The 22,544-nt window shown below is 69.3% G+C and carries 26 protein-coding genes and 1 pseudogene; 10 read left to right on the top strand and 17 right to left on the bottom strand.

Features of this window, described 5'->3' with window-relative positions; genetic code table 11:
• Positions 1-568, top strand: a pseudogene (locus BK819_RS14870) (hypothetical protein); the annotation flags it as partial.
• A gap of 254 nt (positions 569-822) precedes the next feature.
• Here BK819_RS14870 and BK819_RS14865 read toward each other — a convergent pair.
• From BK819_RS14865 to rpsF, 9 genes are all read right to left on the bottom strand, one after another.
• The gene (locus tag BK819_RS14865; protein ID WP_071329811.1) at positions 823-1,206 is read right to left on the bottom strand and encodes a hypothetical protein; all 384 of its coding nucleotides are present in this window, start codon (positions 1,204-1,206) and stop codon (positions 823-825) included.
• A 35-nt stretch (positions 1,207-1,241) separates the two neighbouring features.
• Entirely contained in the window at positions 1,242-2,348 is a 1,107-nt protein-coding gene (locus tag BK819_RS14860) for a WXG100 family type VII secretion target (protein WP_071329810.1), read from the bottom strand.
• Positions 2,345-2,641, bottom strand: coding sequence for a hypothetical protein (locus BK819_RS14855; protein WP_071329809.1), 297 nt, complete (start codon positions 2,639-2,641; stop codon positions 2,345-2,347). The genes BK819_RS14860 and BK819_RS14855 overlap by 4 nt, the downstream gene beginning before the upstream one ends.
• A 109-nt stretch (positions 2,642-2,750) precedes the next feature.
• The gene (locus BK819_RS14850; protein ID WP_071329808.1) at positions 2,751-3,116 is read right to left on the bottom strand and encodes a cupin domain-containing protein; all 366 of its coding nucleotides are present in this window, start codon (positions 3,114-3,116) and stop codon (positions 2,751-2,753) included.
• A gap of 16 nt (positions 3,117-3,132) precedes the next feature.
• On the bottom strand, positions 3,133-5,268 hold the full coding sequence (locus tag BK819_RS16435) for a CapA family protein (RefSeq protein WP_177173852.1): 2,136 nt from the start codon (positions 5,266-5,268) through the stop codon (positions 3,133-3,135).
• A gap of 137 nt (positions 5,269-5,405) precedes the next feature.
• A complete protein-coding gene (gene rplI / locus BK819_RS14840) occupies positions 5,406-5,858 on the bottom strand; it encodes a 50S ribosomal protein L9 (protein ID WP_025102814.1) in 453 nt (150 codons plus the stop codon).
• Between the two features lie 11 nt (positions 5,859-5,869).
• Positions 5,870-6,124, bottom strand: coding sequence for a 30S ribosomal protein S18 (gene rpsR / locus BK819_RS14835; RefSeq protein ID WP_017203799.1), 255 nt, complete (start codon positions 6,122-6,124; stop codon positions 5,870-5,872).
• A gap of 71 nt (positions 6,125-6,195) precedes the next feature.
• On the bottom strand, positions 6,196-6,699 hold the full coding sequence (locus BK819_RS14830; RefSeq protein WP_025102815.1) for a single-stranded DNA-binding protein: 504 nt from the start codon (positions 6,697-6,699) through the stop codon (positions 6,196-6,198).
• Positions 6,700-6,704: 5 nt separating this feature from the next.
• Positions 6,705-7,073, bottom strand: a complete 369-nt coding sequence (rpsF, locus tag BK819_RS14825; protein ID WP_021201450.1) for a 30S ribosomal protein S6 — start codon at positions 7,071-7,073, stop codon at positions 6,705-6,707.
• Positions 7,074-7,298: 225 nt separating this feature from the next.
• Between rpsF and BK819_RS14820 the strand changes: the two genes are divergently transcribed.
• From BK819_RS14820 to BK819_RS14805, 4 genes are all read left to right on the top strand, one after another.
• Positions 7,299-8,003, top strand: coding sequence for a hypothetical protein (locus tag BK819_RS14820; RefSeq protein ID WP_071329819.1), 705 nt, complete (start codon positions 7,299-7,301; stop codon positions 8,001-8,003).
• Between the two features lie 89 nt (positions 8,004-8,092).
• Complete coding sequence (locus tag BK819_RS14815; protein ID WP_071329807.1) at positions 8,093-8,332, top strand: DUF2283 domain-containing protein; 240 nt, start codon at positions 8,093-8,095, stop codon at positions 8,330-8,332.
• A gap of 164 nt (positions 8,333-8,496) precedes the next feature.
• Positions 8,497-8,772: a hypothetical protein gene (locus BK819_RS14810; RefSeq protein WP_143049325.1), complete on the top strand. Its 276-nt coding sequence runs from the start codon at positions 8,497-8,499 to the stop codon at positions 8,770-8,772.
• Positions 8,773-8,788: 16 nt separating this feature from the next.
• On the top strand, positions 8,789-8,995 hold the full coding sequence (locus BK819_RS14805) for a hypothetical protein (RefSeq protein WP_071329805.1): 207 nt from the start codon (positions 8,789-8,791) through the stop codon (positions 8,993-8,995).
• A gap of 35 nt (positions 8,996-9,030) precedes the next feature.
• Here the strand turns inward: BK819_RS14805 and BK819_RS14800 are convergent, their stop codons facing one another.
• Genes BK819_RS14800 through BK819_RS14780 form a run of 5 tightly spaced genes read right to left on the bottom strand, consistent with a single transcriptional unit; the run spans position 9,031 to position 14,238 of the window.
• Complete coding sequence (locus BK819_RS14800; protein WP_071329804.1) at positions 9,031-9,870, bottom strand: ABC transporter ATP-binding protein; 840 nt, start codon at positions 9,868-9,870, stop codon at positions 9,031-9,033.
• Positions 9,863-10,678, bottom strand: coding sequence for an ABC transporter ATP-binding protein (locus tag BK819_RS14795; RefSeq protein ID WP_062637787.1), 816 nt, complete (start codon positions 10,676-10,678; stop codon positions 9,863-9,865). The genes BK819_RS14800 and BK819_RS14795 overlap by 8 nt, the downstream gene beginning before the upstream one ends.
• On the bottom strand, positions 10,675-11,586 hold the full coding sequence (locus BK819_RS14790) for an ABC transporter permease (protein WP_025102819.1): 912 nt from the start codon (positions 11,584-11,586) through the stop codon (positions 10,675-10,677). The genes BK819_RS14795 and BK819_RS14790 overlap by 4 nt, the downstream gene beginning before the upstream one ends.
• A complete protein-coding gene (locus tag BK819_RS14785; protein ID WP_071329803.1) occupies positions 11,583-12,644 on the bottom strand; it encodes an ABC transporter permease in 1,062 nt (353 codons plus the stop codon). Before BK819_RS14785 ends, BK819_RS14790 begins: the two co-directional genes overlap by 4 nt.
• 10 nt (positions 12,645-12,654) lie before the next feature.
• Positions 12,655-14,238: an ABC transporter substrate-binding protein gene (locus BK819_RS14780; protein ID WP_071329802.1), complete on the bottom strand. Its 1,584-nt coding sequence runs from the start codon at positions 14,236-14,238 to the stop codon at positions 12,655-12,657.
• Positions 14,239-14,389: 151 nt separating this feature from the next.
• On the opposite strand from BK819_RS14780, the gene BK819_RS14775 reads away from it, so the two are divergent.
• Positions 14,390-14,977: an Lrp/AsnC family transcriptional regulator gene (locus BK819_RS14775; RefSeq protein WP_234024180.1), complete on the top strand. Its 588-nt coding sequence runs from the start codon at positions 14,390-14,392 to the stop codon at positions 14,975-14,977.
• 1 nt (position 14,978) lies between these two features.
• On the opposite strand, the gene BK819_RS14770 is transcribed toward BK819_RS14775, so the two are convergent.
• Positions 14,979-15,338, bottom strand: coding sequence for a hypothetical protein (locus tag BK819_RS14770; RefSeq protein WP_256209484.1), 360 nt, complete (start codon positions 15,336-15,338; stop codon positions 14,979-14,981).
• A 109-nt stretch (positions 15,339-15,447) separates the two neighbouring features.
• Here BK819_RS14770 and BK819_RS14765 point away from each other — a divergent pair, with 109 nt between their 5' ends.
• From BK819_RS14765 to BK819_RS14755, 3 genes are all read left to right on the top strand, one after another.
• Complete coding sequence (locus tag BK819_RS14765) at positions 15,448-16,224, top strand: VOC family protein (protein WP_071329801.1); 777 nt, start codon at positions 15,448-15,450, stop codon at positions 16,222-16,224.
• 78 nt (positions 16,225-16,302) lie between these two features.
• Positions 16,303-17,208 (top strand): hypothetical protein, encoded by a 906-nt coding sequence (locus tag BK819_RS14760; protein ID WP_071329800.1) that lies wholly within the window; start codon positions 16,303-16,305, stop codon positions 17,206-17,208.
• Positions 17,205-18,293: a hypothetical protein gene (locus BK819_RS14755; protein ID WP_071329799.1), complete on the top strand. Its 1,089-nt coding sequence runs from the start codon at positions 17,205-17,207 to the stop codon at positions 18,291-18,293. The genes BK819_RS14760 and BK819_RS14755 overlap by 4 nt, the downstream gene beginning before the upstream one ends.
• A 10-nt stretch (positions 18,294-18,303) precedes the next feature.
• Here the strand turns inward: BK819_RS14755 and BK819_RS14750 are convergent, their stop codons facing one another.
• Positions 18,304-19,806, bottom strand: a complete 1,503-nt coding sequence (locus BK819_RS14750) for a hypothetical protein (protein WP_143049324.1) — start codon at positions 19,804-19,806, stop codon at positions 18,304-18,306.
• 720 nt (positions 19,807-20,526) lie between these two features.
• Positions 20,527-21,840, bottom strand: a complete 1,314-nt coding sequence (locus tag BK819_RS14745) for a glycosyltransferase (RefSeq protein WP_071329797.1) — start codon at positions 21,838-21,840, stop codon at positions 20,527-20,529.
• A gap of 63 nt (positions 21,841-21,903) precedes the next feature.
• Between BK819_RS14745 and BK819_RS14740 the strand changes: the two genes are divergently transcribed.
• On the top strand, positions 21,904-22,542 hold the full coding sequence (locus BK819_RS14740; RefSeq protein WP_071329796.1) for a TetR/AcrR family transcriptional regulator: 639 nt from the start codon (positions 21,904-21,906) through the stop codon (positions 22,540-22,542).
• The last annotated feature ends 2 nt before the right edge of the window (positions 22,543-22,544 follow it).

The following is a 22,544-nucleotide window of genomic DNA, read 5'->3' as shown; positions in this document are numbered from 1 at the left end:
CGGGAGCACCACCGGCGGTGACGACAGCATCCTCGGAGGCACCCAGGTGGTCGCACCCGTGACCGCCCCCATCGGCGTCACCGGCAACGCCATCTCCGTCACCGACGACGCCACGGTAACCGGCACCACCGGCGGCACCACATCCCCGACCGCACCCGCGACCGGAGGCAGCACTACCGGCGGCGACGACAGCGTCCTCGGCGGGACTCAGCTGGAGCTCCCGGTGACGCTGCCCATCACGATCGGCGGGAATGCGATCTCCGTCGTCGGTGAGAGCACGGTGATCGATCCCGGCACGAACCCCGGCACGAACCCCGGCACGGACCCGGGCACGGACCCGGGCACGAACCCCGGCACCAACCCCGGCACCGACCCCGGAGTGAACCCGGGAACGACGCCGAGCACCGGAGCCGGCATGACCAGCATGCCGTGGGCTGCGGGTGCCGCCGCGACGGGTGAGGCCACCGGCCTCGCGATGACCGGTGGCGCCTCGGCCCCGTGGCTGTGGGCCCTCGCCGCTCTCCTGCTGCTGGGAGGTGCGGGCCTGCTGCGCCGTCGCACGGCGTAGGCGCTGAGCCCCGGCGGTGGCGATGTCCTCGGGGGAGGAGACTCGCCCCCGCCGGTGCGCGGCAGCGTCCGCCCGTGCGGTGCAGCCCTCGCTGCGCTTCCTCTGCCGAGCGTGACCGCCGCGCAAACGGCGGATGCCCCGTGGTCCCCCCACCGCGGGGCATCCGTGCGCCCGTTCGACGAGGCGCAGCTTCGTCACGTCGTCCTCGTGGGAAACGAGATGGCAGCCTCTACCCGCCCGGCACCTACGTCCGTCTAGTCCGGCTTCTCCTCCACGAGTCGATACTCGATACCCAGGACGTCATCCGGGTCATGGAAGCGGATGGCGCCAGAGCGGAACGGAACGACGATCCCGCTCGGCTCGACACTCCACTCCCCATCCGAGGCTTCTTCAAAGTCCAGAAGGAGATCATTGTTGTCGCGCACGATGCGCCAGGCCCCAGCGGCGTTGAAGTCGTTGTCAGCGTCCCTGTCTTCGAGGGGGTTGTATGACGCGCCGGTGATGGTGAAGGTGCCGTCAGGACGAATCGATAACGTGCCGTGATCGTCATCGACAGCGACCCACTCACCGACCGGAGATGCGACCTCCGGCCCCACACACCCGGTGAGAGAAATGACTGCGGCAATGATGACACTCACCCCTGCCAGGCGTCGGCGGGCGGAGGAGCCCGAATTCATGGGTACACCATTTCGGTCCAGACGATGGTTTGGTGATGTGTGGCCCACTCGCCATCCTTCGCATTCGCTTCTGACATAGCGCCGTATAGCCCAGGGATGTGAGCCCCGCCTGTTCCGGGAATGCGGGTGGCGGAGTCGATGGACGTATCGTTGTTGATCACATACGTCACTTCCACGCCACCATCCGGTCGGAGTTCGCCGGCTCGGACTTGAACGCGGTAGGAGCCGAGGAATGATTCGGGCAGGTTCTGTGCGCCGAGAACGGCATCAGGGACTGTGCCCATCAACGTGCTGGACACCGCATTGATCCCGTCAACGACAAGCACCCCCGGCTGATCGCTGATGGAACGATCACCGCGGAGTGCTCCGCCGGGAACTAGCGTGCCATCTCGCAAGTCCGCGAGTACTTGCTCCCTCGTTGCAGCAATGTGGGCACTGCGTTTGAGAGCCTGCACGAAGATGTCGCGATCGGTGAGCACGGCTCCGCGCTCGTCACCTGTTCGAAAATGCTCGAACAGGTCCATCACCCGCGCATTCGTGGCATCCCTCCGAGTCCCGGTGACCAGATCGATTGTGCAGTCCAAGTCGCCCCACCCGGCCGACGCAGCTTTCGCAAGCGAAACCGCGAGGTCTTCGTCAGCGGCGGCACGGTCAACCGCAAGTTTCTTCAACGCTGTTGCGGCTGTGCTAACCGCTATGAGGGCTTGCTGCTCGGCATCGATACGGCTCCCTGGGTGGCCGCCGAAGGACACGTCGTTGATCGCTCCGTTCACGGCTGCCTGCGCAACTGCGAGCTCGTCCTTCAGAGGTGCGGCCCGCCGGGCGATCTCCGTTACGGCATCCCCATACGCGATGATCGCTTTTCGCGCGGTGGCGATCGCCTCAGTCGACTCCTCGAGACGGGCGCGAAACTCTTCGAGTCGTGCCCGGAACGCGTCCGCAGCGCGCCCGGTCCACGCCCCGTCGAGATCATTCCGGATCGACGACACGGTGTCCTGCGCATTCGCGAGTTCAACCAACTGCTCATCGGCCCACGCTGCAGCGGCGACGCACGCCGCGATGTCTCCGACGCCAGGGTCACGGTCCGTCCAATGCGCGCTCACTTCTCCAGCGCTCCGATCGAAATCGTGAGCGCGTCGAGGTGAGCCTGTTCCCCCGCCAGGAAGTCAGCCAATGCCGCATCCACCCCGCCGGCCAGCCCAGTGCTCGTGAACGCGAGGAAGCGTAGAGCATCCGACCATCCGCTGGCGAACGCCTGCGCCGCGGACGCGGCGAGATCGCTCCCGACCGACGAGAGATCAAAGCCAGAGACCTTTCCCCGCACCGACGCGAGATGCCGCAGCGACAAAGCCGCAGCCTCGACGGCCTGAAAACCGACGTGAATACGCGTGTGCATGAATCCCCCCGGATCACTGATCGCACAGCGATTGTATGTGGTCTTCTCACGTTCCCCCGTGACGCCACGGCTGGCCCTGACGCGCTCTCCGCAGACGCGATGCGGGGGCTTAGCCGAGCTCCTGGAGCTCCGCCGTCATGTCGCCGCCTGCGTCTCCGGTGTTGACCGTACCCTTCGGCTCGAAGAGGATCGCGTGCACCTCTTCCTCGGCTTTCGGGCAGTGCTCGACGCCCCGGGGCACCACGAACACGTCGTTCGGGTTCAGGACGACGTCGCGGTCGCGGAGCTGGATCGTCAGGCGTCCGCTCACCACGAAGAACAGTTCGTCGGTCTCGGGATGCGTGTGCCAGACGAACTCGCCCTGCAGCTTCACGACCTTGACGTCGTAGTCGTTGACGCTCGTCAGCCGGTGCGGCTGCCAGTGCTCGTGGATGGTGGACAGGGCCTCGTGCACGTTGCGAACGTCGTCCGTCATGGCCAGCAGCCTATCCTCACGGCAGGACGATCGACCCGTCGGCGTCGACGACGACAGCACTGCCCGGGAAGTCCCGCCGGCCGCGCTCGTCCATCAGGGCGCCGGCCCGACCGGTCGGATCGGGCTCCGGGGCGCCGCCGTCGGCCCCCAAGCGGATCGAGCGGACCTGTCCGCCGAGAAACGTTCCGTCGGCACGGAGACGGACCGACAGGTAGGCGCCGAAGCGCGTCTCCTCCTCGGCCCCGAAGACGCCCCCTCCCGCGAAGTTGCCCAGACTGTACGCGATGAGGCGGCCGCGGTAGAACTCCGCGCCCCGGAGGACGTGCGGGCCGTGCCCGACCACCAGATCGGCGCCGGCGTCGACGGCCGCGTGCGCGAACGCCTGCGGATCACCCCGGTTCTCTCCGAAGCTGTGCTCGGTCCCCCCGGTAACCGCGTCGGCCTCCGGTCCCTCGGCACCCATGTGCGCGTGGACGACGACGAGATCGGCCTGCTCCGCCGCCGCGCGCACCACCTGACCGACGTGACGGAGGTCGGTGACCCGGTTGAATCCCCCATAGGGCGCGAAACCGACCAGGGCCACGGTGGTCTCCCCTACCCTCGTCACGACGACCTCGTTCCGGTCACCAACGGCGTCGATGCCCTCCGCGCGCAAGACGGCCCTCGTCTCGTCGACGCCCTCCCGGCCGAAGTCGTGACTGTGGTTGTTCGCCTGATTGATCACGTCGAAGCCGCGTAGCGCCGCAGCGGCATCCGGCTCGCTGCGGAACGCGAGGCAGTGATCGCTTCCGCCGCACTTGTCGATGCCGGTGTCCGCCGCGATCACCTGCTCCAGGTTGCCGGTGACGATGTCCTCGGTGAACCAGGGGCGCACCTCGTCGAAGGTCGATCGCCCGCGGTCCGCCGGGATCCCGCGCGCCGCGTCGTACAGCAGGATGTCGCCCACGGCGCCGATGCTGACTTCTCCCGCGCGGGTGCCTGGGCGGTCGGCGATCGCGGCGGGGCGGGCGGGGATCGCCGCCGCGGCGCTGACGGCGAGGCCGACCCCCACCAGGCTCAGCACCGCGACCGGTGTCCGCCAGGGGACTCTGCGCGGCGCACCGACGACCGCGGCCCGCCGACGAGGGAGATCCCACAGCCAGGTGAGTCCGTCGCGAGCGGTGAGGCGATCGAGGCCGATGCACGCGGCGACGAGAGTCGCCGTGAGCACCACCGGGAGCAGGACGGCCGCGAGCAGCTGCACGGCCTGTCCCGCGTCGGACAGCACTCCCACGAGCGCGGCGTCGGCAAGGGCCAGCAGCGGCATGTGCAGGAGGTAGATGGGCAGGGTCCGGACGCCGAGCGCCTGCAGTCCCCGCCCGACCGGAGGGAGGCCGGCGAGGAGGGGCGCGACGGCGAGTCCCATGGCCACCCCGAGGACGGACACGGCCGGCCACACCCCGGGAACCGTCTCCGTGCCCGTCACGCGCATGACGGCGTAGGCAGCGAGGTAGCCGAGGATCAGGGCCCCGGCGAGTGCGGGTCGCGGCCGAGCGGTGAAGCGGCGGATGCGCGGCGCGAAGTACGCACCTCCGAGGAAGAAGAACAGGTTGTAGAGGAGCGATCCGCGGTTGCTCACCACGTCGACCAGTCCGGCGGCCACCGCCACCGAGAGCACGCCGGCGCCCGCCAGCAGGACGCCGCGCGGCAGTCGCTGCAGGCCCTTCGCGACGACGAAGTACAGCGCGAGCGCGTAGAGGTACCAGGTGTTCGGCGGGCTGATCGTCACCCCCTCCACGAACGCGGAGACGCTCCGGGGCACGAACGTCGGGAAGTCCGGAAACGCCCACATCGCGGCGGCGTGGATGAGGCTCCACAGCAGATACAGGTAGAGGAAGCGGACGACGCGGGGACGGAACACGACGGCCCACGGTCGGGCCAAAGCTGCCGAGGCGAAGTACCCGGACAGGAACAGGAACAACGGCATGAGGAACGGCCAGATGAGATCGGCCGCGAGACCCCAGGCTCCGGGGAGGGGGATGCCGAGCCGCCAGTCGACCTGCAGGTAGGTCTTCAGCACGACGTGCCAGAACACCACGAGGACGATCAGCAGCCCCTTCGCAGCATCGCCCCAGGGCGCTCTGGACGTCGGGGAGGAGAAGGGGGTCGCCATGCGGTCGAGCCAACAGCACGGCATGTTGCCGCAGCGTATGAGAAATGCCCATTGCTCGTCCTCGTCCCGACGCAGAACGCCCCCTGTCCCGGAGGACAGGGGGCGTTTCGTTCGACAGGCGTCGCCCGTCGGGTGCCTTACTTGGCGGCGACGACCTGCAGCGTGATGACGGCAGTGACGTCCTCGTGCAGACGCACGGTCGCCTCGTGCTCACCGGTCGCCTTGATGGGCGAGGGGATGTGCACCTTGCGCTTGTCGATCGAGCCGAGGCCCGCAGCCGTGACGGCCTCTGCGACGTCGGCGGTCTTCACCGAGCCGAACAGACGGCCTTCCTTGCCGGCCTTCACCGCGAGACGCACCTTGGTGCCCTCGAGGGTGTTCTTCAGGGCCACAGCCTCGTCGCGGTCGTGGATCGCGCGTGCCTGACGCGCAGCCTGGATCGACGCGACCTGCTTTTCGCCACCACGGGTCCACGCCGTAGCGAAGCCCTGGGGGATGAGGTAGTTGCGGGCGTACCCGTTCTTGACCTCGACCACGTCACCGGCGCTACCCAGCCCGGCGACCTCGTTCGTGAGAATCAGCTTTGCCATCTCAGTACCCCTTACCGGCCGGCGCCAGCGTAGGGCAGGAGCGCCATCTCGCGCGCGTTCTTGATCGCGGTGGCGATCAGACGCTGCTCCTGCACCGACACACCGGTGATGCGACGGGCGCGGATCTTGCCGCGCTCCGAGACGAACTTGCGGAGGGTGGCGACATCCTTGTAATCGATGACGCCGACCCGGATGGACTTCGCGGGGGCGGCGTTCTTCGCGCCCTTCCGCGGCTTGCGGCGGTCACCGCTCGACTTTCCAGCCATTGCTTTTCCTTAGTGATGAGCGGGGTGCGGCCCTTCGACAAGCTCAGGGACCCACCCGTGAAGAAGTGTTTTCAGAAGGGGGTGTCGTCGCCGAAGCTGCCCGGAGTGCTCCAGGCGTCGGCGCTGGTCGACGAGCCGGGCGTGGACCACGGCTCCTCCGACACCTGCTGCTGCTGCGCGGGACGGGACTGTCCCCCGCCGCCACCGCCCGAGGCCGCACGGGTGACCTGCGCGGTCGCGTACCGCAGCGAGGGGCCGATCTCGTCGACCTCCAGCTCGATCGCGGTGCGCTGGTTGCCCTCGCGGTCCTGGTAGGAACGCTGGCGCAGACGACCCTGCGCGATCACGCGCATGCCCTTGGTGAGCGAGCCCGCCACGTGCTCGGCGAACTCACGCCACACCGAGGCGCGGAGGAACAGCGCTTCGCCGTCCTTCCACTCGTTCGCGGCACGGTCGAAGTTGCGAGGCGTCGATGCGATGGTGAAGTTCGCCACCGGCAGCCCGTTCTGCGTGTAGCGCAGCTCGGGGTCGGCGGTGAGGTTGCCCACCACGGTGATGACGGTTTCGCCGGCCATGAGACTTAGGCCTTCGCAGCCTTGGCGGCCTTGCGGGCAGCCTTCTCTTCGGAGCGCTTGGCCTCGGAAGCGATCATCGCCTGAGCCTCTTCGGCGCGGAGCACCTTGGTGCGCATGATCTGCTCGTTCAGCTTGAGCTGACGGTCGAGCTCCTGCGTGGCGGCGCTGGTCGCGGTGAAGTTGACGACGGCGTAGATGCCCTCGGTCTTCTTCTGGATCTCGTAGGCGAGACGGCGCTTGCCCCAGATGTCGACGTTCTCGATAGAGCCACCATCGTTGGTGATGACCTTCAGGAACTTGTCGAGCGTCGGGGCGACCTGGCGCTCGTCGATCTCGGGGGTCAGAATGACCATGAGTTCGTACTGGTGCGTCACTTACCCACCTCCTTCGGACTAGAACGGCTCTCGGGGATTTCCCGGGAGCAGGAGGGTGTGTGCACGTGCCCGCCCGTGGAATCCCGAATGGACGCCGCAAGGCAGACAACCTCGACAGTCTAGCGGAGTTTCCTCGGAACCGCCTCCCGCACATCCGCTCCGTCCTTGGCATGCTGGAGGGCGTGCCTGGTGACGGTCATCGGCACGGACCTGGAGGGGGGCGCCATGCGCGTCAACAAGTGGGGGGTCGGCGTCGTTCTCGCCGCCGCCGTCATGCTCACCGGATGCTCGGCGGGAGCGTCGGACAAGCCTGCCGAGTCGAAGCCGAGCGGGGCTGCATCGCAGGAGGCCGAAGCGCCGTCCTCCGACTGCCCCGAACTGGCCGACGGCGCCACCGTCGACGGCTCGGCCCTCGGCGCCTGCATCGCCGAGGCCATGACCGACACCGCCGGCTACGCCGCAAAGACCGTCGTGATGGGCATGGAGTCCACCACGCGCTTCAACCCGTCCGAGAAGGCGCTGGAGTCGCTCTCGCCGATGGGCTCGATCGTCGCGATCGGCGACGACGTCTGGGTGAAGTCGCCGTCCAGCGACTGGCAGGCCGCCGACCCGTCGTCGAGCGACCCCATCATCGCCGGCCTCAGCACCACCGCGAAGGACGTCACCGCGATGGACCCCGCCGAGACGGCGAAGGCCATCACGGGCGACTTCACCGTGACCGGCACCGGCGAGCGCCTCGGCCAGAAGGTCTACCTCGTCAGCGGCACCGTCGAGCAGGCGGGCACGCCGGTCGAGGTCGTGTTCGAGGTCACCGAGGACTACGTCAACCTCGCCTCGACCAGCTCCGCGACCGTCCAGGGGCAGTCGGTCGACATCGCCCTCGAGATCACCGAGTGGGACGTGAAGCAGGACATCGTCGCGCCGCTCTGATCGGACGAGACACGCGAAGGGCCGGAGCGCACGCTCCGGCCCTTCGCCGTCACCACGACCGGTGGCGGAGGAAGGAACGGAGGCCGTCGATGCACCTCAGATATGACCCCGAAGCGGATGCCGCCTACCTCCCGGTCGGGCGTGAGCTCCTCGCGGGTGATTCCGTCGCGCAGGTACCGGAGATACGCAACCCGCACGGGGCCGGGGAAATCATCCTCGATTTCGACGCCGACGGGCACCTCCTCGGAGTCGAGATCCTTCAGGCGTCGAAGCTCCTCCGTTCCGAAGACCTCGATCGGGCCCGACGCATCTCGAACGAGTCTCCCTGACGAAGGCCTGACCACGAAGGAGGTCGGCTCAGCGGTGATCGTTATCGGCGTCGGGATGAGACACGAGAAGGCACCGGCGTGCTCGCTCCGGCGCCGTGTCGTATATCGCCGAGCCCCTCGACTGCAATGTAACATTACAGCGCACTAATGCGGCGGGTACTCTTGTGACGTTCGACTACTCCACCGGAGTCACAGTGGAGGACATTCGTATCGACTCCTGCAAAGTGAAGACACTGATCTCGAAGTATGGCGTCGTCAAAGACGCGGCTGGCCTGGCGGGACTCCTCGGAGCTCGGTTCTGGCCTGTCGGCGTCACGGCCGGCGTCGTCTTCGGATGGGCGTGGAACAATCAGTCTCAGTTGATCGGCTGCTCCCGTAGCGGGAAGGGCATCCGGCTCCGCCAGTGGGCCGGCATCATCACCGGATGCTACTCCCAATGAACGAGAGGACCGGATCATGGCGCTCTACTCAGGACGATGGATCGCCTCCGCGACCCTGCTGGTTGTGGCCATTGCTGTGCTCATCCTGCGTATGCAGGGTCTCATCAGCGACACCGCCAGTTCGATACTGATGGCGGCGCTGCTGGCGATCGCCATCACCGTCGGGATCGCCATGTCGATCCGACGCCACCGGCGGTCGCGGTCACGCACGCACTCCGACTGACGGAGCATGTCGGCGCGGGTCGCCGTGTCCGACCTCTAGTAGGCGACGGGAGGCACCTCGGCCCAGACCGCGCGGTCGTCGGCGGAGGGGGCATCGGGGATGCGGCCGGTACCGTCGGGCTCCGGGATCGCGGCGAGCAGCGCCTGCGTGTAGGGGTGCCGCGGCGCCGCCCACAGCTCGTCGGTCGGCCCGGATTCGAGCACCCTCCCGCCGAACATCACGAACGTGCGGTCGGCGATGCGGCGCACGACGGCGAGGTCGTGGGAGATGAAGAGCATCCCCGCGCCGGACTCGGCCACGAGATCGCGCATGAGTCCCGCGACACTCGTCTGGGTGGACGCGTCGAGAGCGGAGATGGGCTCGTCGGCGACGAGCAGCGAGGGACGCGCCGCGAGCGCCCGGGCGATCGCGATGCGCTGCTTCTGCCCGCCGGAGAACTGATGCGGGAAGCGGGTGCGCACCTCGGCGGGCAGTCCGACCCGCTCCAGCCACTCCTCCACGGTGGAACCGGCGGCACCGCGCGCGCGGGCGGTCGCGATGCCGTCGGAGATCTGGTCGCCGATCCGCCGGCGCGGGTTCAGCGAGGTCGCCGGGTCCTGGAAGACCATCTGGATGCCGGTGAGCGCCGTGTCACGACGACGGATCCCCAGCGGTGCGACGGGGGTGCCGCGGAACGACACCGTCCCGGCGGCGGTCTTCTCGATGCCGACGACGGCGCGGGCCAGGCTCGACTTGCCGCTGCCGGACTCGCCCACGAGGGCGACCGTCTCCCCTGCCGCCACGCTCAGCGAGACGCCGTTCACCGCGATCACGGGCGGGTTGCCCGGGTACCGCACCACCACGTCGCGGGCGTCGAGGACGCTGACCTCACTCATCCGCGGCCTCCTCGGGGCTCTCGTCGATGCGCGACCCCGGCAGGGCCGCGAGCAGCATGCGGGTGTACTCGTGCTGCGGGGCGCGGAAGAGCGTCTCCCGATCGGCGAGCTCGACGATGCGGCCGTCCTTCATGACGGCGACCGTATCCGCGATCGCGCTCATCACGCCCAGGTCGTGGGTCACGAGCAGCACGGCGAGGTTCCTCTCGGTCGCGAGGTCGCGCAGGAGCTTCAGGATCCCGGCCTGCACCGTCACGTCGAGGGCGGTCGTCGGCTCGTCCGCGAGCAGCACCTCCGGGTCGCACGCGAGGGCGCACGCGATCGCGATGCGCTGCCGCTGTCCGCCGGAGAACTGATGGGGATACCGCTTCAGGGCCTCGGCCGGGTTCGGCACCTGCACGGTCTGGAGCAGCTCCACCGCCCGCTCGCGCGCAGCGGCGCCCTTGAGTCCGAGGTGCACGCGCATGTGGTCGGTGAGCTGACGGCCGACCGGCAGCTGCGGGTGCAGCGAGGCCGACGGGTCCTGGAAGACCATCGCGATGCGCTTCCCGCGGACGCGGTTGAGCCCGCGCCGGTTGCGACCGACGAGCTCCTCCCCCGCGAGCAGGATCGAGCCGCCGGTCTTCGCCTGTCGCGGCAGGAGGCCGAGCACCGCTAGGGAGGTGAGAGTCTTGCCGGAGCCCGACTCCCCCGCGAGACCGTGGATGCGCCCGGGTTCGAGCTCCAGGGACACGCCCTTCACGAGCGGACGGCCGATGTCGATCGTGAGGTCGCGGATGCTCAGCGTCGCCGTGCTCTGCGCGGTCATGCGGGCACCCCCGTCGCGGAGGCGGTGTGCTCCGCCTGCTTCTCGTGTGTGATCTCGGCGGTCGGGTCGAGCACGTCGCGCATCGCGTCGCCGAGGAAGTTGAACGCGAGCACCACGGTGAGGATCGCGAGGCCGGGGAAGACTCCGAGCCACCAGGCGTCGAAGTTCTGCATCGCCCCGGAGATCATCGACCCCCACTCCGCCGTCGGCGGCTGCGCGCCGAGACCGAGGAAGGAGAGCCCCGAGAGGAGCAGGATCGCCGCGCCGATGTCGAGCGTCGCGAGCACGAGGACCGGGCCGGCGATGTTCGGCAGGATGTCGACGAAGAGCGTGCGCAGCGGCGAGTGCCCGAGCAGGCGGCCCGCGATCACATAGTTCTGCCCGCGGAGACCGAGCACGATGCTGCGGGTGACACGGGCGTACTGCGGCCACGAGACCACGATCGCGGCGATGACGGCGTTGAACAGCGAGGGGCCGAGCGAGGCCGCGACCACCATGGCGAGGATCACGGTCGGGAACGCCATGAAGAGGTCGGTGATGCGCATGAGTGTCTCGTCGACGGCGCGCCCGAAGTACCCGGCGACCGCGCCGACGAGGGTGCCGATGATGAGGGCGGCGATCACGAGCATGAGCGCGAGCGGCAGACTCACCGTCGCGCCGGTCATCAACCGGGAGAAGATGTCGCGGCCGTTGCCGTCGGTACCGAGGATCGTGTCGATGCCCGGCGGCTGCAGACGGGGCAGCACCTGCGCGTTCGGCGGATAGGGCACCCACCACTGCGCGGTGAAGGCGACGATGATCCAGGCACCGGCGATGACGGTGCCGATGATGCCGAGCGGGGTGCGCCAGGCGCGCGGCCAGCGGAAGCGGAAGCGTCCGGCGGGGGTCGCTGCGGCGATGCGGCTCATGCGATCCTCACTCTCGGGTCGAGCACGCCGTAGAGCAGGTCCACGATGAAGTTGATGAGGAGGTAGATGACACCGACCACGAGACCCACGCCCATGATGCCGGGCAGGTCGAGGTTCGCGGCGGAGTTGTAGGCGTAGGTGCCCAGCCCCGGCCAGGCGAACACCGACTCGACGAGCACGGTTCCGGAGAGCAGGGCCCCGAACGCGACACCCACCACCGTGAGGATCGGGAGCGATGCTCCACGCAGCACGTAGTCGAGGATGACGCGCATGGCCGGCAGGCCCTTGGCACGTGCCGCGCGCACGTAGTCGCTGCCGAGGACCTCGAGCACCGAGGTGCGGATGAAGCGGGTGAGCAGTCCGATGGTCACGAGCGAGAGCACCATGACCGGCAGTGCGAGGTGTGCGAGGGCGTCGAAGAAGCCGACCGCGTCGCCGTTGAGGAGGTAGTCGACCGTGTAGAGCCCGGTCACGCGGGGCGGCGGGGTGATCGACGGCGAGATGCGTCCGGAACCCGGGGCGATCCGCAGCTCCAGGAAGAACACGTAGAAGCTGACCAGCGCGAGCCAGAAGGTCGGGACGCTGAGCCCGACGAGCGTCACGACGCGGATGACCTGGTCGGTGACGAGTCCGCGGCGGTAGGCGGCCAGAGTGCCGAGCACGATGCTGACCGCGAGGCTGACGATGATCGCGCCGATCGCGATCTCGATCGTCGCGGGCACGGCGGTGGCGAGGGCGCTGGTGACCGGGCGTCCGGTCACCAGCGACGTGCCGAGGTCCCCGCGGAGCAGGTTCCCCATGTAGATGAAGTACTGCACGAACAGTGGCTGGTCGAGTCCGTTCGCCTTGATGAACGCCTCGCGCGTCGCGGGGTTCTGCGACGCGCCCTCACCGAGCGCGGCCGAGACCGGGTCTCCCGGCACCAGGTTGGTGAGCGCGAACGTGACGATGGTCACGCCCACCAACAGGAGCAGAGAGGTCCCGGCCCGCCGCAGCAGGTATCCGACGAGAGGCGAGCGGCGCCGCTGCGCCTGCCTCTGCACGGCCACTGTCGTCATGGTGATCCGCTCAGCCGGCCGGCTGGATCTCGGCGATGTCCATCTCCCACACGGAGTTGTAGACGGCGCCGGACACGCTGGAGGCGGAGGAGATGTTGCGACCGGGGACGATCAGCGGCACGAACGGGCCCTCGGCCTGCATGGCCTCGGCGAACTCGGTGAAGGCCTCGGTGCGCTGCTCGGCGTCGGTCGCGGCGGCCGCACCGGCGGCGATGCCCGCGATCTCCGGGTTGGCCTCGGCCGCCCAGCCGGCGCGGAGACCGACCTTCAGACCCGGGGCGAAGGGCAGGAAGTTCGCGGAGTCGGCGTAGTCCGGACCCCAGAACCACAGGCCGAAGCCCTCGGTGCCGTTGACGTACGCGTCGAGCTCGGTCGCGAACGGTGCCGGAGCCAGGTCGACGGCGATGCCAGCGTCCTCGAGCTGCGCCTGGATGCGCTCCGCGAGCGGGGTGAACTCCACGCCGCCGACCGGGTAGTCGTTCGGGAACTGGAGTTTGAGGGTCTGACCGGTGTACCCGGCCTCCTCCAGCGCGGCCTTCGCCTTGTCGAGGTCCTGTTTCACGCCGCTGTCGAGGGCGCCCTCGAACCCGGGCGGGATGACGCCGGTCGCCTGGACGGCGCCGGCACCGGCGAGCTCGAGCAGCGCGTCGTAGTCGAGCGCGTAGCGGATGGCCTCCGCGATCTTCACGTTCGCGAGGTCACCGCCGGCCTCGCCCTGGTTGAGCAGCAGGAAGATGGTCTGGCCGGACGGGACCGAGTCGACGCTGATGTCATCGCCGAGACCGGCGACCTGGTCGCCGTTGAGGTCCATCGCGACCATCGAGTCGCCGCCCTTGAGGTTGGCGAGCTGGGTCGCGCTCTCCGAGACGTTGCGCACGACGACGCGGCTGTAGGCCGACTCCTCGTCGCCGTTGTACTCGTCGTTGCGCGTGAGCACGACCTGCGAGCTGAGGTCGAGGGTGTCCAGCACGAACGGGCCGGAGCCGGCGGACTCGCCGTCGAGGAAGCCCTGGGCGCTGTCCGAGCCGTCGGTGCTCCCGCCGTTCTCCATGACGACGTCGGCGTTGACGATGCCGAGCGCCGGGTTCGCGAGGATCGCGGGGAGCTGCAGCAGCGGGGTCTCCGAGGTGAAGCGGATGGTCTTGTCGTCGACCTCCTCGATCGTCAGGCCGCCGAGCAGGAAGTTGGGCTTGGCGTCCGCCATCCCCTGGATCCGCTGCAGCGAGAACACGACGTCCTTCGCCTCGATGGGCGAGCCGTCGGAGAACACGCGGTCGCCTTCGAGCGTGAAGGTGAACTCGGTCGCCTCGTCGTTCTGCTCCCACGACGCGAGGCCGGGGACCGGAGTGGAGACGTCGGATCCCTCGAAGTCGACGAGGGTCTCGTACAGCGCCTTCGCGATCATGTTGCCGGTCGGGTCGTACGTGTGACCCGGGTCGGTCGTCTCGATCGAGAACGCGGTGTCGATGACGAGGGAGTCGGATCCCTGGGACGACTCGGAGTTGTTCGCGGAGTTCCCTCCCGAGCAACCTGCGAGCGCCAGGAGCGCGACGGCTCCGAGCGCGATGACCGGCGTGATACGGCGTGACGACATCAGGGCCTCCAAGGGCGAGGAGTACATTCGGGTGCGGCCGCCACCGATGTGGACGACCGGGGATCAGATTCGCATCATATGCGACGATGTGTCCAGCAAGTGCGCGTCACACAGGCACGCATTGTCGTGAAGCTCGGATGTGAGGAGCAATATGTCCAGCAAGGACGCGGATCCGTCGAAGCAATCTGGACGAAGTGCCGCCCCCTTGGATGAGACGGCGTACAGAATCCTCGATGTGCTGCGCGATAACGGTCGCGTCTCGATCGCCGCGCTGGCCGAGAAGGTCGGCATCTCCCGGGCCAGTGCGTACACGCGGGTCGAGTCGCTCGTGCACGACGGCGTCATCACCGGATTCAGCGCCCGCGTGGATCAGGCCAAGGCGGGGCTGTCGATCGGGGCCCTCGTCTTCGTGACGGTGATGCCGCAGGCCTGGGCCTCGTTCCGGGAGCGGATCATCGAGATGCCGGATGTCGAGTGGTGCGCGATCACGACCGGCGAGCACGATGCGATGCTGCTCATCCGCGCCGTCGACGTGAGCGGTGTGCACGAGTTCTCGACGGGGGTCATCGCGCAGCTTCCCGAGGTGCGGACGGTGGTCAGCGTCGTCGTGCTCGACGAAGTGATCCGGCGGCCCTACCTGCTTCCCGGAGACCTGCCCGAGCGGCAGACCGAGGTGCCGCTGGGGATGACCCGGTGGACGCCGGCCTCCCCCGGCCGGGATGCGCTCCCGCCGCGCTGAGTCAGGCGGCCGGGATCTCCTCGACGACGCTGAGCTGCGGGAGGCCGTGCATCTCGTAGTGCTCCACCAGGCGGATGCGGCCGTCCGCGGTCAGCTCCAGCTCGCTCTCGCCATCGCCGGTGACCACAGCGCCGTCGGCCTTGAGCACATGGACGAACGAGACCCAGATCGTGTCGCCGGTGCGCGTGCCGACGAACTTCCCGAAGGTGACCGTGTCGCCCTCGTAGCCGCCCCAGATCGCGCCGTCGCGTTCGAAGTACTCGAAGACGCTGGGGGCGTCGGGGTCGACGGCGGAGGTCGTGGACGAGACCATGCGGAAGCGTCGGCCGTCGAGGGAGGGGAGGGTGGCGGTGGCAGTCACCCCTCGATTATGGGGGATCACCGATCCGACGACCGCGCGTAATGAGATGGCTGATCGTGCGTCTCTCCGGTGCGCCCGATCCGGACGGCGCCTGAGAGAAGGAGATCCCATGACCATTCGCACCGATCCCTGGCCGGCCGGGACGCCCACCTGGGTCGACCTGGGCGCGGACGACGTGACGGCCGCGACGGCCTTCTACGCCGCCCTCTTCGGATGGGAGTACTCCTCCGGCGGAGAGGAGTCCGGCGGCTACCTGCTCGCCACCCTCGACGGGGCCGCCGTGGCCGGGATCGGCCCGAAGCAGGACCCGGGTACGCCCTCCGTGTGGACCACGTACCTCGCCACGGACGACGTGGATGCCTCCGCCCGTGCCGTCTCCGCGGCCGGCGGTCAGGTGATCGCGGAGCCGTTCGATGTGATGAGCTCGGGACGCATGGCGATCGTCGCCGATCCGGGTGGCGCCGCGCTCGGGCTGTGGCAGGCGGGCGACCACATCGGCGCGGGCCGCGTGAACGAGCCGGGCACCTTGGTGTGGAACGAGCTCCACGCGAGGGACGACGTCGCGGCGCGCGCCTTCTATGCGTCCGTTTTCGGCTACGAGTACCGCGACGTCGGCGGCGAGGGGTTCGTCTACGCGACCTTCACCCGCGCGGGCGACGGTGCCGAGGTCGGCGGCATCCTCCGCGACGCCGAGCTGCCGGCCGGCGCGCCCGACCACTGGCTCACCTGGTTCGCCACCGGGGACGTCGACGCCAGCGCTGCACGTGCCGAGGAGCTGGGCGGGAAGCTGCGGGTGCCCGTGTCGGACACCCCCTTCGGACGCGCTACCGTCGTACAGGGGCCGCAGGGCGAGGTCTTCGGCCTGATCGCCCTCGCCACCCGCTGAGCGACGCGGCACCGGTGCGGCGCGTGCCGCGCCGGTGCCTTGCAGCCGGCCGGGCATGCCCCCGGTAGCGTGTGTGCAATGGAATGGATCGCAGACCCCGGCGTCGGCGCATGGTTGCGCCAGACCCTCGACGACGGTCTGGGCAGCATGCACGCGGTCGTTCCCCGCGGCTTCCCCGCGTACGCCCGGGTGTTCCATCCCGCCACGGTGCGGGAGAGTCCCACGGCGGCGGATTCCGAGGTACGCGTCAGCTGGGCGGACACCGCCGCCGCCTTCGGCACGACGATGCACGCGGAGGCGCAGTGGCACCGGATCGTGCGCACTCCCGTCGACGCCGATTGGCGGACCCGCATCGCTCCGGACGGCCGTGAGTTCACGGCGCCGCTGGAGGGCGCGCTCGACAGCGACCTCGTGGCGGTCCTGGCCGGACACCTCGCCGCCCACACCGCGACGCCGCACGAAGGGGTCGTCGCGCTCTGGGAGGGGTTCGGCGGTCTGGTCGGCTTCTTCGGAGACGGGCCGTCCCGTGTCTTCCTCACGTTCACCGAAGACCCGCACCATCAGGCGATGCTCGACCGCAGCACGCACGACCCCTTCAACAACGTCTTCCGGAAGCCCACCTGGCAGGACGGCATCCTCTCGCGCGAGATCTCCGAAGGGCCCCGGCTGCAGCTCCCCGGGCGCGACTACGTGCTGTTCTCCGGAGGCGCCCAGGCCTTCGCGGATCCGGACTGGGTGCTCGGCGTGCCGTGGCGCGACCGGATCGGCGAGGAGCACGGCTTCCCGCCCGCCGCTCAGAGTCCGAACCTCCTCTGGCCCGCCGATCACGCCTGGGTGATGGTTTCGGAGATCGACTACGACTCCACGATCGTCGCGGGCTCGCCCGACCTCATCCGCGCGATCTGCACGGACGAGCGGCTGGAGGCGAAGGCCCTGCGCGAGGGCGCCGACCTCACGTGGGACGCCGACGAGGTCAACCGGTGACGTCTCCGCAGGCATCGGCGTCGTTCGATGCACGCCCGCTCACCGATCCGGTCGACCCGGCGGCCGTGCGTGCCTTCGCGGCGGAGCTCCGGTCCCGCCGGACGACAGGCATGACGGTGTCGTCGATCATCGGCATCGTAGCGGTGGCGATCGCCGGCCTCGTGCTGCTCCCGATCCTCGCCTCCGTGGTGGTGGCACTGGCGGCGAGCAGCGGCTCTCCCGCGTCGGCGGCGATCCCCCTCGTGCTCCTCCTGCTGGTGGCCGCGGGGGTGGGCGTGCTCATCTGGATGGGCGTCCGCAACGCGCGCACCGCCCGGTACCGCCTGCACCGGTTTGCCCAGGCCAACGGCATGACGTACGAGCCGCGCGTGGACGATCCGCCGCTCCCCGGCATGATCTTCCACCTCGGCCGCTCGCGCATGGCCACCGACCTGGTCCGCGGCACGAGTCCGCGGTTCGTGGAGTTCGGCAACTACCAGTACACGGTGCAGTCCGGGAAGAACTCGACGACGTATCGGTGGGGCTATGTGGCGGTGAAGCTGGATGTGCCGCTGCCGAACATCGTGCTCGACGCGAAGGGCAACAACGGCTTCGGCTCCAACCTGCCGGCCTCGTTCCGGCGGGCGCAGCGTCTCTCCCTCGAGGGTGACTTCGACCAGCACTTCACCCTGTACTGCCCGGAGGGCTACGAGCAGGACGCTCTCTACCTCTTCTCGCCCGACATCATGGCGCGCTTCATCGACAACGCCGCGCAGCTCGACGTGGAGATCGTCGACGACTGGCTGTTCCTCTACACGCCCCGCCGCGCCTCCACGCTCGACCCGGCGACCTGGGCGTGGCTGTTCGGGACGGTGGGGGCGCTGTTGACCAAGCTCGACCAGTGGGCGCGGTGGCGCGATGACCGCCTCGCCGCCGCCGCGACGCCCGGGGGGCACGCTCTCCCGTTCGCCCCGCCGGTCGGGATGATCACCCCACCGCCGGGGGTCGCGCCGCAGGGTCGGCGCCTCAAGCGCACGGGCGCCTGGGTGCCGATCCTCGTGGTGATCGGAGTCGCGGTCTTCTGGATGCTCAGCCGCTGGAACTGACGGGGCAGCCTCAGCCCGTTCCCGGCGGGGAGGTCACGAGCTCCATCCCGGTGATCAAGACCCCTCCCGCGCTTGTGTCCGATCCCAGCGTTACCGATGCACCCGCGGTGCCCGGGGGGAGGGGAACGCGGACGGTGGTCGTCTTCGCGCCGTCGTCTCCGACGCCCGGGATGCGAAGCCCCGGGGTGTCCGAGCCGAGTGCCACCCGGCTCGATGCGACGCGGATGTCGAGCTGCACGCCCGCCGGATCACTCTTCCGGAACGGCATCAGATGCAGGACAACCGTCCGGGCGGCTGTCGAGGGCTGACCCGTGGATACGGAGAGAGTGCCTCCGGGTTTCCAGTCGGCGAGGAGATAGGGGCCACCCGGGCGGGCCACGACATCACTGTCATCCGGGCAGGAAGTTGTTCCCGGTGCCACCGGCTCCATCAGATCGACGATGCGACATCGCTGAACACTCGCGTCTTCGGTCTTCAGCGCTCGGGCCGCCGGTTCCTGTGCGGCGTCCACGAGCACCCGTCGTGGTGCGAGGGTATGCACGAACCAGTCGGCTCGGTATCCCAGCCATTCGGACGGCACGGCGGTGGCCGCATCCGTCATGAACGAAGGGAAGGAGGCATCATCCACGGCTTTCGCCCACCCGACCGCGGTCGTGACCATCAGCGCGCGCGCCTCTTCTCCGGAGGGACAGGACGGGCTGGCCGGCTTGCTCCCGCAGTCCAACCGATCGTCGGCGAGCTCCGGGGCCGCGTTGAACTGGGTGTGGCCGAACGAGCCGACCGTCGCCACGGCCAACGGGCTGCGGCGATCGACGCCGAAGTGAGCGGCCGCCCACTGGACGGAATCGCTGGGGACATCGCGATCTCGCCCGCCCACGATCCCGAGGCTGGGGACGTCCAGGGGCGGGTCATCGAGCGACTCCCCTTCGTTGTTGCCGACGTCGTGCGCCGTCGCGAGATACAGCGCGCCGCGCGTGGTGATTCCCGCCTTCGCGGCTTCCTCGGCGGCGGCGCGAATCATCATCCCCGACCGTGAATGGGCGATCCAGAGGATCGACGAGGTATCCACCGCTCGGACCCGGGCGTCAGCCTCCGAATCCGATCCGACGAGCCGCTTCCTGGCCTCGCTTTGGTCAACCGCACGACTCAGCGACTCCACCTGGTCCAGCACGACACGACGCCAGGCCCGGGTCTGATCGTACGATCCCCCTCGCGCGAGCTGCCCGACGAAGACGGGGGCAAGATCGGGCGCGAGGACCGCGTAACCCTGGGCGGCGAGCTTCTCGGCGAGGTAGTCCATCCCGGCGTCATAGCGGATGGAATCGGCGCCTCCGCACGGGTAGCGGAAGCTCGAATCGGCACAGGTCGCCGCACGCAGATGGCCGATCACGATCAGACGCGCGCGGGTGGACGACGATCGGGCGGGCAGAGTGAGAGTGCCGCGGAGCGGGCTCATGAACTCCTCCGGCTGCGGCGGATCCCCGATGGCGACGTTGCCGAGATCGAAACGCACGCGCGTGACGCCGTTTCGAGTGCGGACCTCCGGCGGTACGATCTCGCGATCACCAGGCGCCTTCGGGCCATCGTCGGCGATTGCGGCAGGGTCTTCGCTGGACGGCGAGGGCGACGGCGACGGCGTGTCATCGGCGGCCGCGCACCCGGCGAGCACCGTCAGGAGGATGACAAGGAGCCCGGCCTTTCCGAGACGGGGGCGCTTTCGGTCGGCCTCAGGCCAGTATCGGGCCATCTCTCCCTTCCCGCGCTCCACCTGGCTCTGTATAGGGGAATGCGCAGGTAACATCTTACCTGCCAGACGCCAGGAACATCGGCGACCCGACTCCGGCGTCCCGCACCCTCGACAACACCCTGGTGACGACGATCCTGTTCGTCATCCTGGCCGTCGTGCTCATCGCCTTCGCTCGGACGTGGCTCGCCTTCTTCTCGCGCGGCACCCTCGAGATGCTCTGGACGCGCGGCTCTGCACTCCTCGCTCGCGAGAGAAAGGCCGGGCCGGAGACCGATGTGGGGGTGGGTGCCGTTCTGGGGAACCGACGCCCACCCCATCCCCCCTCGGGATCGAAAGGAATTCGACGTTCCCTCCGCATTGACGGTTGAACCGTCCCGCCCGTGGTCAGCTGGGGACTGACGCTGCGTGGCGATACCCGGATGGTATACCGGCGGACGTTGCACCCGGTTGCGTCCATGCACGGGAATGCACTATCCCGCGCGGCGCTCAGCGGTGCATCGAGCTGTCGGCCGCGGCCCCGCTCGCGGTGTCCGCGGCCAGGACCGCGTCGAGCGTCCGCCAGGCGTCCGCAGCGCGCATCGCTTCTCCGACGTGCCGTGCGCGGTCCCGGAACGTCGGGTCGGCCAGCACCCGGCGCACGGCTTCGGCCACCTGCCCGGGCTTCGGCGCATTCGTCCGCAGGTTGATGCCCACCCCGGTCCACCCGACTCGGGCGGAGACCTCGACCTTGTCCTCCGTCTGCCCCGCGACCACCAGCGGGACGCCCTCGGCAAGGGCCTGCTGCACCCCGCCGAAACCGCCGTTCGTGACGAACACGTCGACCTCCGGCAGCAGCCGGTCGTAGGGCAGGTACTCGGCGACCCGGACGTTGGCCGGGAGCTCCGCCGGGAGCGCGTCGACAGGACGTCCACCGGTGGAGACGACCACGAGGGCGTCCGTTGCCGCGAGCCCGGCGATCGTGGGAAGCACGAGCTGACCGAAGTCGGCGTTGGCGATGGTGCCCTGACTGACATGGATCACGGGCCGCCGGCCGTCCAGGTCGGACCACCATGCGGGCAGCGGCACGGCCGACGCCGCCGCGGGCAGGGGTCCGGCGAAGTGCACGGACGACGGGAGGTCGGAGCGCGGGTACTCGAACGCGGGCACGGAGAACTGCACGTACGCATCGGCGCGGCCCGCCCAGTCGAGCACGAAACCGCCGAGATCGCGGCCGACCGCCTCGCGCGCCATGGCGTCGGCCTCCTTCTGCACGCCGCCGAAGATCACGCGCTCCGCCACGGCACGGAGGAAGGCGTTGCGCACCCGCCCGAACAGCCCGCGCATCGGCGTGACTCCGAGCCCGAACGGGGCCGTGTCGACACTGCGGGCGCCGAGCGGGAAGATGCCGAGGACCACGACCGGGGGCCGTTCGGCCTTCGGCAGCCGCTGCAGCAGCGCCGCACCGACGAACAGCGGCTCGGTGAGGACGGCGTCGACGCGGTTCCGCGCCAGCTCGACGCGCACGGCCTCGAGCTGAGCCCGGCCCGGGCGGATGAAGAGAGTGCTCATGTCGAAGCGGAGGGCGGCCACCCCGGTGAGTCCTTCACGCTCGGGGAACGCGCCGTTCGCGTCGTCGAGATCGACGTCGGCCTCCGCCGGCAGCGGACGGAACCGCGCGCCCGCCGCGGTCACCTGCTCCTCGTAGCGGGTGCTCGTGAGGAAGAGGACGTCGTGCCCCCCTGCGACCAGGTGCCTGGCGACCTGCAGCAGCGGGAGCACATGCCCGTGGGCGGGGGTGCAGGTGAGGAGGTAACGGGACATGGCGGCTCTCTCGATAGGGTTGGTTGTACCGTTGAAGTATTCATAACCCTCAAAGGAAAGTCAATGACGTCGAGTGCACGCCCGTACCGCTCCGCCCTGCGGACCCGACAGGCGGAGGAGACCCGCGCGCGCATCGTCGCGGCGGCCGCCCGCCTGTTCGCCGCGCAGGGATACCAGGCGACGACGATCTCCGCGATCGCCAAGGAAGCCGGGGTCTCCGCGGAGACGGTGAAGACCACGGCGGCGAAGGCGGAGTTGCTCATCGCCGCCTTCGAGGTCACCTTCTCCGGCTCGGAGGCCGCCGAGACCCTCGCCGACACCGAGGCCGGCTCCGGGTTGACGACTCTGCCGGACGACGTCTTCCTCGACGCGGTCATCACGCAGATCGCCGCCGCGAACGAGCGGGGGCATGCCCTCTGGACGGTCCTCCTGGGCGCGGCGCTCTCCGATCCGGTCGTCGACGCCGCCCTTCAGCGCATCCTCGCGAACCGGGCGGCGGACTACCGGGGGTTCGCGGCGGAACTGCAGCGCCGGGGCATCGTCGACTCGGACCACGACGGCGACGCCCTCGCCGACGTGCTGTCGTTCCTGCTCTCACCGGAGAGCCACCAGCAGCTCGTCGGGCAGTCCGGCTGGTCGCCGGACCGCTACCGCTCCTGGCTGCGGAGTGCTGTGCTCGCCGCGGCCTCTCCGTCGGCGTGACG

This window comes from Microbacterium sp. LCT-H2, from assembly GCF_001866135.1.
Taxonomy (GTDB): Bacteria; Actinomycetota; Actinomycetes; order Actinomycetales; family Microbacteriaceae; genus Microbacterium.
Note: the sequence above shows the minus strand (reverse complement) of the source record. Positions and strands in the feature narration are given on the sequence as shown.

What these genes read in the sequence shown, in the direction of transcription:
- BK819_RS14855 (WP_071329809.1), bottom strand. Translation starts at nt 2,641, where the DNA reads ATGCACACGCGTATTCACGTCGGTTTTCAGGCCGTCGAGGCTGCGGCT.
- BK819_RS14850 (WP_071329808.1), bottom strand. Translation starts at nt 3,116, where the DNA reads ATGACGGACGACGTTCGCAACGTGCACGAGGCCCTGTCCACCATCCAC.
- BK819_RS16435 (WP_177173852.1), bottom strand. Translation starts at nt 5,268, where the DNA reads ATGGCGACCCCCTTCTCCTCCCCGACGTCCAGAGCGCCCTGGGGCGAT.
- rplI (WP_025102814.1), bottom strand. Translation starts at nt 5,858, where the DNA reads ATGGCAAAGCTGATTCTCACGAACGAGGTCGCCGGGCTGGGTAGCGCC.
- rpsR (WP_017203799.1), bottom strand. Translation starts at nt 6,124, where the DNA reads ATGGCTGGAAAGTCGAGCGGTGACCGCCGCAAGCCGCGGAAGGGCGCG.
- BK819_RS14830 (WP_025102815.1), bottom strand. Translation starts at nt 6,699, where the DNA reads ATGGCCGGCGAAACCGTCATCACCGTGGTGGGCAACCTCACCGCCGAC.
- BK819_RS14820 (WP_071329819.1), top strand. Translation starts at nt 7,299, where the DNA reads ATGCGCGTCAACAAGTGGGGGGTCGGCGTCGTTCTCGCCGCCGCCGTC.
- BK819_RS14815 (WP_071329807.1), top strand. Translation starts at nt 8,093, where the DNA reads ATGCACCTCAGATATGACCCCGAAGCGGATGCCGCCTACCTCCCGGTC.
- BK819_RS14805 (WP_071329805.1), top strand. Translation starts at nt 8,789, where the DNA reads ATGGCGCTCTACTCAGGACGATGGATCGCCTCCGCGACCCTGCTGGTT.
- BK819_RS14800 (WP_071329804.1), bottom strand. Translation starts at nt 9,870, where the DNA reads ATGAGTGAGGTCAGCGTCCTCGACGCCCGCGACGTGGTGGTGCGGTAC.
- BK819_RS14795 (WP_062637787.1), bottom strand. Translation starts at nt 10,678, where the DNA reads ATGACCGCGCAGAGCACGGCGACGCTGAGCATCCGCGACCTCACGATC.
- BK819_RS14790 (WP_025102819.1), bottom strand. Translation starts at nt 11,586, where the DNA reads ATGAGCCGCATCGCCGCAGCGACCCCCGCCGGACGCTTCCGCTTCCGC.
- BK819_RS14785 (WP_071329803.1), bottom strand. Translation starts at nt 12,644, where the DNA reads ATGACGACAGTGGCCGTGCAGAGGCAGGCGCAGCGGCGCCGCTCGCCT.
- BK819_RS14780 (WP_071329802.1), bottom strand. Translation starts at nt 14,238, where the DNA reads ATGTCGTCACGCCGTATCACGCCGGTCATCGCGCTCGGAGCCGTCGCG.
- BK819_RS14775 (WP_234024180.1), top strand. Translation starts at nt 14,390, where the DNA reads ATGTCCAGCAAGGACGCGGATCCGTCGAAGCAATCTGGACGAAGTGCC.
- BK819_RS14765 (WP_071329801.1), top strand. Translation starts at nt 15,448, where the DNA reads ATGACCATTCGCACCGATCCCTGGCCGGCCGGGACGCCCACCTGGGTC.
- BK819_RS14760 (WP_071329800.1), top strand. Translation starts at nt 16,303, where the DNA reads ATGGAATGGATCGCAGACCCCGGCGTCGGCGCATGGTTGCGCCAGACC.
- BK819_RS14745 (WP_071329797.1), bottom strand. Translation starts at nt 21,840, where the DNA reads ATGTCCCGTTACCTCCTCACCTGCACCCCCGCCCACGGGCATGTGCTC.
- BK819_RS14740 (WP_071329796.1), top strand. Translation starts at nt 21,904, where the DNA reads ATGACGTCGAGTGCACGCCCGTACCGCTCCGCCCTGCGGACCCGACAG.